We start from the raw sequence: 12,580 nt of genomic DNA on the forward strand, positions 1-12,580 counted from the left end.
CCCACCGCCATCCGCCTCTTTCCTTTTCCTTTGCAGGACGCCCCATGTCGCAAGCGCTTCACCCCATGCTCAACGTCGCCATCAAGGCGGCCCGTACCGCGGGGACCATCATCAACCGCGCTTCGCTCGACCTGGATGTGCTCAAGGTCAGCACCAAGTCGGCCAACGACTTCGTGACCGAGGTGGACCAGCGGGCGGAAGAAGCCATCATCGAAACGCTGCTCGCCGCCTACCCCGGCCACGGCATCCTCGCCGAGGAATCGGGCCGCACGCATGGCGCGAAGAACAGCGAATACGTCTGGATCATCGACCCGCTCGACGGCACCACCAACTTCATCCACGGCTTCCCGGTCTACGCGGTGTCGATCGCCCTGGCCTACCGCGACCAGGTACAGCAGGCCGTCGTGTACGACCCCACGCGCAACGACCTCTTCTACGCCTCCAAGGGCCGGGGCGCCTTCCTGAACGACAAGCGCCTGCGGGTCTCGAAGCGCACGCGCCTGTCCGACTCGCTCGTCGGCACCGGCTTCCCCTTCCGCAAGGGCGACAACTTCCAGCGCTACATCAAGATGTTCAGCGAGGTGATGCAGTCGTGCGCCGGCGTTCGCCGCCCGGGCGCCGCGGCGCTCGACCTCTGCTACGTGGCCGCCGGCTACTACGACGCCTTCTTCGAGACCGGCCTCAACCCCTGGGACATCGCCGCCGCCTCGCTGATCATCACCGAGGCCGGTGGCCTGATCGGCAACTTCACCGGCGAAGCCGACTTCATGTACCAGCGCGAAGTGGTGGCGGGCAACCCGAAGATCTATGCGCAGATGGTCAGCATCCTCGCGCCCTTCACCCGCGTGATCAAGGACGCACCCTCGGCCGGCACGCCCGCCAGCGCCGAAGTCGCCCCCACCGCCGAAGAAGCGTTCATCGCTGCGGCCACGGCCGCCACGGCCGCGCCGGCGGATGCGCCCAAGCGCAAGGCCGTGCGCATCCGCAAGGCCGACCTCGACAACAAGGCTTAAGCGTTCAGCTCCCGCCAGCGCGCGGCCGCCTGGCCGCGTGTGTCGACGCCCAGCTTGCCGAGAATGTTGGCCACGTGCCGCTTCACGGTGTGCGGGCTCAGGTCGAACGCGCGGGCGATGAGCTTGTTGCTGTCGCCCGCGGCGATGCGGGCCAGCACCTCGGTCTCGCGCTCGCTCAAACCCGCCGCCCCTGCCGGCCGCGCGCTTGACAACGAAGGCACCGCCTGTCCCTGCAGCCCCAGCACCGATGACAGGTGCGCCAGCAGCGCATGGTCGGCCGCCGGCAGGCGCGCACCCCACGGGGCGGATTGCAAGCGCGACAGCACCTGCGGTCCGGCAAGCAAGGCACCCCCGATCTCGCGCCGGTCGCGCACCTCGTCGAACCAGGGCTGCAGCGTGATCGCGGCAAGGTCCAGGCGCCCCTGCTGCAGCTCCAGGTCGGCCAACATCAGCCGGGCCTGCGTGGCGGGGTAGAACAGCGAACGGTTCACGTCTTCCGCGATCGGCTGCAGGAGCTTGCGCGCGTCGTCGAGCCGGCCATCGGCCAGCGCCACCAGGGCACGGCTGAACGCACGGTTGGCTGGCGCGCCGGGCCACTCGTAGGCGTTGCACGCCCGCTGCAACTCGGCATCGACACGACGTAGCGCCTCGTCGTCGCGCAGGATCCAGCAGGCGCGCAGGTGCACGAAGAGCACCTCCGACTCATGCACCTGCCGGTGGCTCAAGGGGCTGTGCAGGCGCAGGTCGTCGACCAGCTCGCGCCCGGTCGCATGGCAGGCCTCGCGCTCGCCGCGCAGCGCGAGCCACAGGGTGCGCACGAGGCGCAGCTCGGTGGCCAGGATGCGCGGCATGCCCAGCCAGTGGCAATCTTCCTCGCAGCGCTGCAGCCACTCGCCGGCCTCGTCGAGCCGGGCCGCCCCGAGCGCCAGCCAGGCGCGGATGTGGTTCACGCCGGCGCGCAGCTGGGTGGGCGCATCGCCGCAGATGCGCATCGCGCTGTGGGCGAAACGGTCGAGCAGGGGCTGCATGCCGGGCAGACCGACGAACACGCAGTGCGACGGGAACTGCATCCACAGCATCGGCACCGGCACCCGCTCCAGCGAGGCCAGCATCTCGGCGAACATCGGCGCCACCTGCTCGGTGCGGGCCGACACGAACTCGTCCCACGCGCTGCTGTAGTAGACGAAGGCGCGCGCCGCATCGTCGAGCGGCATCGCACGCAAGGCCGTCAGCTCGCGCGTCGATTCGGCCAGACGCCCGGCGTGCCACAGGCCTGAGCAGACGTTGGCCCGCGTCAGCGCGGCATCGCGCTGGCGGCCCATGCGGGCGAACCCCTCGGCCGCCTGTTGCATCGCGACCAGCAGCGTCGACCAGTCGTAACGAGGCCACGCAGCGAGGCCCTTCACCAATTGCAGATCGGGCCGGCGCGCGAGTTCGTCTTCGGGGAAGAGCGTCAGCAACTGCTCCAGGGTGGCGCCGGCACCGATGCCGAGCTGCTCCTGCGCGCGCCTGGCGAGCACCACCGTCGCTTCGTCCCACGCCCCCGCCCGCGCGAGGTAGCCGACGGCGCGTGACAGGTCGGGCTCGTGCTCGGCCGCCCGGCGCAGGAGCCGCGGCAGCTCGTCCGGGAAATCGCGCTGCAGCCGGTCTTCCAGGAAATCGCGGAAGAGATCGTGCAGGCGCAGCGTGAACTCGTCGGCCTCCATCACGCTCGCAAAGAGGCCGCGGCGTTCGATGTCTTCCAGCAGCCGCGCCGCATGCGGCGTCTCGGCCACTTGGCCGCAGCGCGCGACCGTCATCTCGGGCAGCACGGAGCAGCGCAGGAGGAACTCGCGCAGCTCGGCGGGCAGCTCATCGAGCACCTCGGTGGCGAGGTAGTCGAACAGGTGGCGCTGCGTCGGCACGCTGGCCCGTGCCGTGCCTGGCCGCGTGGCCAGGCTCAGGCGGAGGCCCGCGGCCCAGCCATCGGTGCGCTCGAGCAGCTCGCGTGCATCGGTGCGGGCGCCGCCGGCGTTGAGGTCCAGCAAGGCGCTCACCTCGGCTTCGTTGAAGCGCAGGTCGAACTGGCGGAACTCGGCCAGCTCGCCCTGGGCGCGCAGCCGTGCGAGCGACAGCATGGGCTCCACCCGGCTCGCCACCACCAGGCCCCAGCGCGGCGGCAGCCGCTCGATGAGCGCCTGCAGCAGCTCGAAGATGCGCGGGTCGTTGAGACGGTGGGCATCGTCGAGCACGATGAGTCCGCGCCACACCTCGGTGCCGGCGAGCGCGTTGGCAAGCTCGGTGGCCACGTCGCGCAGGCCATGCTCCGCTTGCGCCAGCAGGGCCAGCGCTTCGGGCGACACGCGCCACGGCAGGTCATAGGGCTCCAGCGCCGTGGCCAGGCAGGCCAGGAAACGTGGCAGCTGGTCGTCTTCGTCGACCGAGACCCAGGCCAGCGCCAGCCCTTCGGGCCCCTCGGGGAGCAGGCGAATCTGGCGCCCGAGCGCCGAGGTCTTGCCATAGCCGGCTGGCGCCACGAGCAGGGTGAGCCGCTGCTCCGTCAACGCGCGGCCAAGCGCTTCTTCGAGCTGAGGGCGGGCCACGAGCCCGGCCCGGGGCCGCGGGGGCTGGATCTTGGCGAGGGCGAACGACGGCGCCGGAACGGCGGCGGGGGCAGGCATGGCGCAATTCTGCCCAAAGGCTCCTCGGGCGGCAGGTGACCAATGGCTCTTCTGGGCGATGCCGTGGCCCGGTCCGCTGCGCAGACTGCACGCCATGCACGTCTTCCACCACCAACATCTGCAGCGCCTCGCCCAGGACCGGGACGGCGAACAGCATTTCTGCGCCATCGGCCCGCCCTGCGGCGTGCACGACTTCCAGGTCTGGGTGCACACCCTGCCGCCCGGCGCCCACACGCCCCTGCAGCGGCACGCCGGCAGCTTCGCCTGCCTGGCGTTCTCGGGTTCCGGCAAGTTGCTGATCGATGGCGCGCCGGTGCGATTCCAGGCGCCCTGCACGCTGGTCGTGCCGCCCGGCTGCGACTTCCAGATCGCCAACAACAGCGCGTTGCCGCTGCGTGTGCTGAGCGTGTTCAACGCCGAGCCCGTGGCCCGCTGACCCCCATCCGGGGTGGCCCGTCGCGGGCCATGCGATGGCTCCTTCAGGCGATGCCTGGCCCGCCCCCTCCCGGAACACTGACGACCATGCCGCAGACCCCGCGGCAACCACCTTCAACCCCATCAGGAGAGCCCCATGACCGCCGCCACCCTCGCCGACGCCGCCGCGCACAGCCCCGCCACCACCGCCCCGCGCTTCGACATGTACCAGCCCATCCACAAGGGCCTGCGCACCTTCATGGGCGACACCCTCTCGCGCCTCGGCCGCGTCGACGTGACCGATGCCGAGGACCTGGCCGAGGCCCTGGGCCAGCTCGAATCGCTGCTCGACTTCTGCGCCAAGCACGTGCAGCACGAGAACGAGTTCATCCACACCGCCATCCGCGCCCGCCAGCCCGCGGCCGCCAGCCGCACCATCGACGACCACGCGGAGCACCTGCAGAGCATCGACGCGCTGCACAAGGAGGCACGCGCCGTCTACGACGCCGACGACGCCCAGCGCCACGTGCTCGCACTGCGCCTGTACCGCCACCTCGCGCTCTTCGTCGCCGAGAACCTGCAGCACATGCACATCGAGGAGACCGCCAACAACGCGGCGCTCTGGGCCCACTACACCGACGAAGAGCTGGTTGCGATTCACGACCGACTGCTCGCCACCATCGGCCCGGCCGACATGATGCTGGGCATGCGCTGGATGGTGCCCGCGCTGACCCCGCAGCAACGCGCCGGCATGCTCGGCGAGATGAAGGCCGGTGCCCCGGCCGAGGTGGTCGCTGCCGTGGTCAACGTCGCGCGGCCGCACCTGGCCGCGCGCGACTGGGCCAAGCTCACGCGTGACGTCGGTCTCGCCGCCTGACACGCCCACCAGGAGAACCAGATGAACAAGTGGGTGAAGCGCGGCGGCCTCGCCGTGCTGGGGCTCGTCGCGCTCGGTGCCTCGACGCTCGTCGTCGGCACGCAGCTCGGCCAGCGCAAGATGAACCGCATCGTGTCGGTCGACGTGGCGCCCATCACGCTGCCGACCGATGCCGCGAGCGTCGAGCGCGGCCGCTACCTCTACATGTCGCGCGGCTGCACCGAGTGCCACGGTGTCGATGGTGCCGGCAGGGACGTCGTCAACGACGGCAAGGGCATGCACGTCCATGCGCCCAACATCACGCCCGGCCCGGGCACGGTGGTGGCGAAGTACAGCGTCACCGACTGGGTGCGCACCTTGCGCCACGGCGTGAAGCCCGACGGCCGCCCGGCCATCGTGATGCCCAGCGAAGACTACGCGCGCCTCACCGACGCCGACCTCGGCGCGATGGTGGCCTACCTGCGCCAGATGCCTCCGGCCCCTGGCACGGGCGCGGTGCTGGAGCTACCGCCGCTCGTGAAGACGCTCTACGCCGCGGGCGTGGTGCATGACGCGGCCGAGGTCATCGACCACCGCCTGCCGCCGTCCACCCCGGTGCCGGAAGCTGCCACGCCCGAGCATGGCGCCTACGTCATCAACTCGTGCATCGGTTGCCACGGCGCCAGGCTCTCGGGCGGCAGGATCCCGGGCGCCCCGCCGGAGTGGCCCGCGGCCGCCAACCTCACGCCGGGCGAGGGCACGGCGATGCACCACTACCCGACGGCCGAGGCCTTCGCCGCCATGCTCAAGACCGGCAAGCGCCCCGACGGCACCGAGGTGAGCAAGGTCATGCCCTTCCTCGCGCTGAAGGAGATGAACGACACCGACGTGCAGGCGATGTACCTCCACCTGAAGACCCTGCCGCCGCTCGCGGCCGGCAACCGCTGACCCGTCCCGCACAGGAGAAGACCCATGAGAACGATTCGCCACGCGGTGGCGCTGGCCTCGGCTTGCCTGCTCGCCGCCTGCGGCGGTGGCGCAGGGCCGTCGGAGCCCACCTCGCCCACCGCACAACCCGCCTCCGTGATCCGCAGTGATTTCGTGCAACTCGAAGGCTGCGTCACCGACCGGCAGCACCGGCCCTTGGCCACCGGCGTGCATGCACGCGCCAGCGACGGTCGCCTGCTCGCCAGCGGCCGCAGCAACGACGAAGGTGTGTTCGCCCTGCGGGTGCCGGCTCGCGGCACCGTGCAACTCGCGCTGGACGAGCCGGGGCAAGACACGCTGGAGCTGCTCGTCGGCAGCAGCAACCTGTCGCTGACAGGTTGCCTCACCGCCAGCGCGTGAAGCTCAGGCGTCGAGCCGCTTCACCACCTCGTCGGCAACGGCCAGGCACGAGGTGAGCCCCGGCGACTCGATGCCGAAGAGGTTCACCAGGGCCTTCACGCCGTGCTCGGCCGGGCCGTCGATGCGCCAGTCGGGCGCGGGCTCGTCGGGCCGGTGGATCTTCGGGCGGATGCCGCTGTAGGCCGGCTGCAGCGCGCCGTCCTTCAGGCCAGGCCAGTAGCGGCGCACGTCGGCATAGAAGCCGGCGGCACGCGCCGGGTCGACGGTGTAGTCGAGCGGCCGCTTAGCCGCGTCATCGGGCAACCACTCCACGTCGGGCCCGAAGCGCGCCTGGCCGCCGAGGTCGAGCGTGAGGTGCACGCCGAGCCAGGCGTCCTGCGGCAGCGGGTAGACGAGACGGGAGAACGGCGCGCGGCCGGCAAGCGAGAAGTAGCAGCCCTTGCTGAAGTGGGCGGTCGGCACATGCGCCCTGTCGAGCCCTTCGGTCGCGGCGGCCAGCTTCGGCGCCCACAAGCCGGCGGCGTTGACGACGATGCGTGCCGCAAGCTCCATCGGCTCGTCACCGCCGACGTGCAGCACGTGCAGGCCATCGATGCAGCGGATGCGCTCCACCGGCGACGACAGCGCCACGTCGCCACCGGCGGCCTGCAGGTCGCCCAACAGGGCGAGCATCAGGCCGTGGCTGTCGACGATGCCGGTCGAGGGCGAGAGGATGGCGCCAGTGCAGGCGAGCTGCGGCTCCATCGCGATGGCTTCGGCGGCGCTCAGCCGCCGGAGGTCGTGCACGCCGTTGGCCGCTGCCTTTTTCATCAGGACATCGAGGCCCGCGACCTGCGATTCGTCGGTCGCCACCACCAGCTTGCCGCAGCGCCGGTGCGGCACGCCGTGCGACTCGCAGAACGCATACAGCATCTGCCGACCCTGCACGCACAGCCGCGCCTTCAGCGAGCCGGCGGGGTAGTAGAGGCCCGCGTGGATGACCTCGCTGTTGCGTGAGCTGACGCCCGTGCCGATCGCGGTCTCGCTCTCGAGCACGATGGTGTCGAGGCCTCGTTGCGCGAACGCTCGCCCGACCGCCAGGCCCACCACCCCCGCACCGACCACCACCGCATCGACCTGTTCCATCGTTCGCCCGCGTGACGCCGGGCGATCCCCGGCCGGCCTATTCTGCGTGAGCCGTCGACGGCACCGGTGCCGGTGTGGGCACCGAGGTGGCCGCATGCCAGGCGGCGACGAAGTCGCGCGCGCGGCGGCCCAGCTCGTGGAGCGCCATGCCCGGCTGGAACAGCTGGCTGCCGATGCCGAAGCCGGTGGCCCCGGCCTTCACCCAGCCGGCCAGGCTCTCGGGCGTCACCCCGCCGACCGGCAGCAGCGGCGTGCCTTCCGGCAGCACCGACCGGAAGGCCTTGAGGCCGGCCTGCCCCACCATCTCGGCCGGGAAGACCTTGAGCGCATTCGCACGCCAGCGCAGCGCGTTGAAGGCTTCGGTGGGCGTGGCCACGCCGGGCACCACCGCCATGCCGCGCTCGGCGGCGCGGCGCATCACGTCGGCATCGCAGTTGGGTGCCACCATCAGGCGGCCACCTGCGGCGTGCACGTCGTCGACATCGCGCGTCGAGAGCATGGTGCCACCGCCCACCAGTGCGTCGGCCGGCGCGACCGCCGCGATGGTCTCGATGCAGTAGAGCGCGCCGCGCCGGTTGAGCGGCACCTCGACGATGCGAAACCCGGCTTCGAAGAGCACGAGCGCCGCGGCACGCGCCTGCTCGGGCGCAAGCCCGCGCAGGATGGCCACGAGCGGCGGCTGGAATGTTTGCAACTCGGTCACTTGTTGATCCCTTCCTGCAGGCTGGCCAGTGCGGCGAGGTACACCGCCCGAGGGTCGAGCACGATGGGGGTGCCGCCATGGTGGCGTGCCGCCTCTCCATAGGCGGACGCGAGTGCACCCGCCGCGACCACCGTCACTGCGCGGGGCGACGGCCGTGTGTCGCCCCACTCGGTGCCGATCAGGAGGCCCGACAGGTACGAGCGCGCATGCGCCGCCGGCATGCGGCCCGTCACGACCTTGGCACGGCAGCCGAAGATCGTGTGCGACAGCGCGCCACGGCCCGTTGCGAGCAGGCCCGCCTCGAAGGCTTCGGGCACGTCGTCCGGCCCCACGATGCCGGCCAGCGTGCCGTGCTGGCCGAGCAGCGCGAAGAGCTCGCCGGTCATGTAGGTGCGCCAGCCCTGCATCACGCCGCGCTCCAGCCGCACCCACTTGCTATGGGTGCCGGGCAGCACCACCCATCCGTCGCCCTGGCCCAATGCCAGGGCCCCGAGCAACTGGGTCTCTTCGCCGCGCATCACGTCGACCTCGCCCTGCGGCCCGATCCAGCGGTAGCCCGGCACGATGGCCATGCGGCGGCCTTGCGGTGCGTCTTTCAGCGGCACGAGGTGGCGCGAGAGCGCCGCGAGCGGCGTCGACGCCTCGAGGTACGGCACTTCCTGCCAGCCCGAGGCGGCCCCGACCATGCCCGACATCACCACCGGCAGCTCGCGCGGCCAGCCTTGCACGATCGCGTCGAACGACTCGGCAAACCGCCCGCGCGCCACCAGCAGGCCCTGGTCGTCGGAGCGCTCGTCGAGCAGTGCCCCGCCCTCACCCAGCAGGTAGGCCCTGCGGTGCGTGGTGCCCCAGTCGATGCCGATCACGCCGTGCTTCATCGCTTGCGCTTCGATTCGAAGACCCGCTGCAGCAGGCAGAACACGAACAGCAGCGCGCCGATCACGATGCGCGTCCACCACGAGCTGAGCGTGCCGTCGAACATGATCAGCGTCTGGATGATGCCGAGGATCAGCACGCCGAAGAGCGTGCCGGCGATGTAGCCCACGCCGCCGGTGAGCAGCGTGCCGCCGATCACCACCGCGGCGATGGCGTCGAGCTCGAGGCCGACCGCATGCAGGCCGTAGCCCGACAGCATGTAGAAGGTGAACACCACGCCGGCCAGCGCCGAGCAGAAGCCGCTGAGCGTGTAGACGCCGACCACCGTCGAGCGCACCGGCAGCCCCATCAGCACCGCCGAGTGCTCGCTGCCGCCGATGGCATACACCGTGCGGCCGAACTGCGTGTAGTGCGCGATGAAGATCGCCGCCAGCACCACCACGATCGCGATCAGTGCGCTCAGGGTGATGGACGCCTCGCCCCATACCGGCAACCGCCACTGCGAGATCGCGGTGTAGGTGCTGTTGGTGATGCTGATCGAGTCGATGCTGATGAGGTAGCACAGGCCCCGCGCGAGGAACATGCCCGCGAGCGTCACGATGAAGGGCTGCAGGCGGAAGCGCTCGATCAGGAAGCCCTGCAACGCGCCGAAGGCCGTGCCCATCAGCAGCACCAGCGGCAGCACCACCGCCGGGCTCCACTGGTGCTTCTCGACCAGCGAGGCCGACACCATGGTCGTGAGCGCGATCACCGAGCCCACCGAGAGGTCGATGCCGCCCGAGAGGATCACGAAGGTCATGCCCACCGCCACGATGCAGAGGAAGGCGTTGTCGATCAGCAGGTTGAGGAACACCTGCGATGAGAAGAAGCCGGTGTAGCTGACCGAGCCGGCAGTCGCCATCGCGAAGAAGAGCGCGATGGTGACGGTGAGGGGCAGGTACTTCGGGTCGAGCCTCGGGCGGCGCAAGGTGGCGCCCTGCCCCGCCGTGCCCAGGCCCGCTGCCATCGGGGAGGCGCTCATGGCTTGGCCCCCACCGGTGCACGGAACACGAGGTCACGCACGCTCTGCCGGAACTCCGGCGATTGCAGCAGCATCACGATGAACACGACCACCGCCTTGACGACGAGGTTGACTTCGGGCGGCACGCCCATGGAATAGATCGCGTAGGTGAGCGTCTGGATGATGAGCGCGCCGATCACGCTGCCGGCGAGGCTGAAGCGGCCGCCGTTCAACGACGTGCCGCCAAGCGTGACGGCGAGGATGGCGTCGAGCTCCATCAGCTGCCCGGCGTTGTTGCCGTCGGCGCTCTTGACGTTGGAGCTGATGAGCAAGCCCGCCACGCCGGCGCACAGGCCGCAGAAGGCGTAGGTCGACAGCATGATGAGGCGCGAGCGCACGCCGGCCACACGCGCTGCGGCCGGGTTGATGCCCACCGCCTGGATGAAGAGCCCGAGCGCCGTGCGCGTGACGACCCACCACAGCAGCGCGAACACGGCCGCCACGATGAAGAGCGAGAACGGGATGCCCAGCAGGTACCCGCTGCCGATGAAGAAGTACGGCGCGTAATAGATGGTGATGATCTGGCCGTCGGTGATGAGCTGGGCGATGCCGCGCCCCGCCACCATCAGGATCAGCGTGGCGACGATCGGCTGCATGCCCACGCGGGCGACGAGCACGCCGTTCCACAGGCCGCAAAGGAGCGCCACGCCCAGCGCCGCGGCGATCGCCACCGGCATCGGGAAGCGGCTCACATGCGTGGCCACGCCGTTCTGCACCACCAGCGCGCCGCCGATCATCCAGGCGGCGATGGCGGCGGTGATGGCGACCGTTGCGCCCACCGAGATGTCGATGCCCCGGGTGGCGATCACGAGGGTCATGCCGAGCGCCACCAGCATCAACGGTGCGGCACGGTTGAGGATGTCGATCAGGCTGCCGTAGAGGTGGCCGTCGCGCCACTCCAGGCGCAGGAAGCTGGGGTTGAAGGCTGCGTTCAGGATCAGCAGCAACAGCAGCGTGACGATGGGCCACGCAAGGCGGTGCTCGAAAAGTTTCTTGATCATGCGTCTGCCGCGATCAGGTGATAGACCTCTTGCTCGCTGCTGCCCGCGGGCAGCTCGCCGACCTTGCGGCGGTCGCGCAAGACAGCGATGCGGTGCGAGACGCGCACCACCTCGCTCATCTCCGACGAGATGAAGACGATGGCCATGCCGCCCTCGGCGAGCGCCAGGATCTTGTCCATGATCTCCTGCTTGGCGGCCACGTCGATGCCACGCGTGGGCTCGTCGAGGATCAGCAGCCGCGGCTCGGTGGCGAGCCAGCGCGCCAGCATCGCCTTCTGCTGGTTGCCGCCGGAGAGCAGGCCGATGGGGGTGTCGATGCTGGCCGTCTTGATGCCCAGCGCCTTGACGTAGCCTTCCGCGAGCGCCGCCTGCTGCTCGCGCGACAGGTATTTCGTGAGGCCGTGCCGGGCCTGCAGCGCGAGCGCAATGTTTTCGCGCACGGAGAGCTCGGCCACGATGCCGTCGGCCTTGCGTTCCTCGGGGCACAGGCCCAGGCCGTGGCGCACCGCATCGGCGGGGGTCTTGAACGCGACGGCCTCGCCGTCCACCCGCAGCTCGCCACTGTCGGCCGACGACAGGCCAAAGAGCAGCCTCGCGAGCTCCGTGCGGCCCGAGCCGAGCAGGCCGCCGAGGCCCACCACTTCGCCGGCGTGCACGGTGAGGTCCATGGGCTGCACCTGGCCACGCTCACCGAGGCCCTTCAGCTCCAAAAGCGGCACCGCGCCCTCGGCCACCGGACGGGCCTGCGCCTGGCCCCGGCTCGCCGCCAGCTCACGCCCCACCATCGCGGTGATGAGCGCGGTGGGGCCGAGCGAGCTGGCCGGGTACTCGCCCACCAGCTCGCCGTTGCGCAGCACGGTGATGCGGTCGGAGATCGCGTAGACCTGCTCCAGGAAGTGCGTGACGAAGAGGATCGCCATGCCTTCGCCGCGCAGTCGGCGCAGCGTGTCGAAGAGCCGCGCCACTTCGTCTTCGTCGAGGCTGGAGGTCGGCTCGTCGAGGATGAGCACCTTGGCCGACACGCTCAGCGCGCGCGCAATGGCCACCATCTGCTGCACGGCCACCGCATAGCTGTCGAGCCGGCGGGTGACGTCGATGCGGATGTTGAGCCGGGCGAGCCACTCCTCGGCCTGCCGGTTCATGCCAGCCCAGTCGATGCGCCAGGCACCGAGCGCACCCTTGCGCGGGTAGCGGCCGGCGAAGATGTTTTCGGCGACCGAGAGGTTCGGGCAGAGGTTGACCTCCTGATAGACAGTGCTGATGCCCAGGGCCTGCGCGTCTTGCGGCGAGGTGGGGGCGATCGGCTGGCCGGCGAGTGTCATCTCGCCGCCATCGGCCGCGTAGACGCCCGTCAGCACCTTGATGAGCGTGGACTTGCCCGCCCCGTTCTGCCCCATCAGGGCATGCACTTCGCCAGGAAAAAGGCGCAGCTCCACGCCGTGCAGTGCTCGCACGCCGAAGAACTGCTTGGACACGCCGCGCAGGTGCAGCAGCGGCTCAGGGTGGTGGTCGGTCATGGAAAAGT

Annotated in this window: 12 protein-coding genes; 5 read left to right on the forward strand and 7 right to left on the reverse strand. The window is 70.4% G+C overall.

Features of this window, described 5'->3' with window-relative positions:
* Window positions 1-44 precede the first annotated feature (44 nt).
* On the forward strand, window positions 45-1,013 hold the full coding sequence (locus JI745_RS04985; protein ID WP_201804281.1) for an inositol monophosphatase family protein: 969 nt from the start codon (window positions 45-47) through the stop codon (window positions 1,011-1,013).
* Here JI745_RS04985 and JI745_RS04990 read toward each other — a convergent pair.
* Window positions 1,010-3,673 (reverse strand): LuxR C-terminal-related transcriptional regulator, encoded by a 2,664-nt coding sequence (locus JI745_RS04990; protein ID WP_201804283.1) that lies wholly within the window; start codon window positions 3,671-3,673, stop codon window positions 1,010-1,012. The genes JI745_RS04985 and JI745_RS04990 overlap by 4 nt on opposite strands.
* Before the next feature lie 94 nt (window positions 3,674-3,767).
* Between JI745_RS04990 and JI745_RS04995 the strand changes: the two genes are divergently transcribed.
* The 4 genes from JI745_RS04995 (at window position 3,768) to JI745_RS05010 (ending at window position 6,290) form a co-directional block, all read left to right on the forward strand.
* Window positions 3,768-4,109: a cupin domain-containing protein gene (locus JI745_RS04995; protein WP_201804284.1), complete on the forward strand. Its 342-nt coding sequence runs from the start codon at window positions 3,768-3,770 to the stop codon at window positions 4,107-4,109.
* Window positions 4,110-4,244: 135 nt separating this feature from the next.
* Entirely contained in the window at window positions 4,245-4,964 is a 720-nt protein-coding gene (locus JI745_RS05000; RefSeq protein WP_201804286.1) for a hypothetical protein, read from the forward strand.
* 21 nt (window positions 4,965-4,985) lie between these two features.
* Window positions 4,986-5,891, forward strand: a complete 906-nt coding sequence (locus tag JI745_RS05005; RefSeq protein WP_201804288.1) for a c-type cytochrome — start codon at window positions 4,986-4,988, stop codon at window positions 5,889-5,891.
* A 24-nt stretch (window positions 5,892-5,915) separates the two neighbouring features.
* Window positions 5,916-6,290 (forward strand): hypothetical protein, encoded by a 375-nt coding sequence (locus JI745_RS05010; RefSeq protein WP_201804290.1) that lies wholly within the window; start codon window positions 5,916-5,918, stop codon window positions 6,288-6,290.
* A 3-nt stretch (window positions 6,291-6,293) separates the two neighbouring features.
* Here JI745_RS05010 and JI745_RS05015 read toward each other — a convergent pair whose 3' ends face one another.
* Genes JI745_RS05015 through JI745_RS05040 form a run of 6 tightly spaced genes read right to left on the reverse strand, consistent with a single transcriptional unit; the run spans window position 6,294 to window position 12,572 of the window.
* A complete protein-coding gene (locus JI745_RS05015) occupies window positions 6,294-7,415 on the reverse strand; it encodes an NAD(P)/FAD-dependent oxidoreductase (protein WP_201804292.1) in 1,122 nt (373 codons plus the stop codon).
* Window positions 7,416-7,452: 37 nt separating this feature from the next.
* Window positions 7,453-8,118, reverse strand: coding sequence for a 2-dehydro-3-deoxy-6-phosphogalactonate aldolase (locus JI745_RS05020; RefSeq protein ID WP_310738492.1), 666 nt, complete (start codon window positions 8,116-8,118; stop codon window positions 7,453-7,455).
* Window positions 8,115-8,996 carry a 2-dehydro-3-deoxygalactonokinase gene (locus JI745_RS05025; RefSeq protein ID WP_201804293.1) on the reverse strand — a complete coding sequence of 294 codons (882 nt, stop codon included), beginning with the start codon at window positions 8,994-8,996 and terminating at the stop codon, window positions 8,115-8,117. The genes JI745_RS05020 and JI745_RS05025 overlap by 4 nt, the downstream gene beginning before the upstream one ends.
* A complete protein-coding gene (gene yjfF, locus JI745_RS05030; protein WP_404932798.1) occupies window positions 8,993-10,015 on the reverse strand; it encodes a galactofuranose ABC transporter, permease protein YjfF in 1,023 nt (340 codons plus the stop codon). The genes JI745_RS05025 and yjfF overlap by 4 nt, the downstream gene beginning before the upstream one ends.
* Window positions 10,012-11,055, reverse strand: coding sequence for an ABC transporter permease (locus tag JI745_RS05035; RefSeq protein WP_201804300.1), 1,044 nt, complete (start codon window positions 11,053-11,055; stop codon window positions 10,012-10,014). The genes yjfF and JI745_RS05035 overlap by 4 nt, the downstream gene beginning before the upstream one ends.
* Complete coding sequence (locus JI745_RS05040; protein ID WP_201804301.1) at window positions 11,052-12,572, reverse strand: sugar ABC transporter ATP-binding protein; 1,521 nt, start codon at window positions 12,570-12,572, stop codon at window positions 11,052-11,054. Before JI745_RS05040 ends, JI745_RS05035 begins: the two co-directional genes overlap by 4 nt.
* Window positions 12,573-12,580: the final 8 nt, after the last annotated feature.

Origin of the sequence: Piscinibacter sp. HJYY11 (assembly GCF_016735515.1) — a bacterium.
Taxonomy (GTDB): domain Bacteria; phylum Pseudomonadota; class Gammaproteobacteria; order Burkholderiales; family Burkholderiaceae_C; genus Rhizobacter.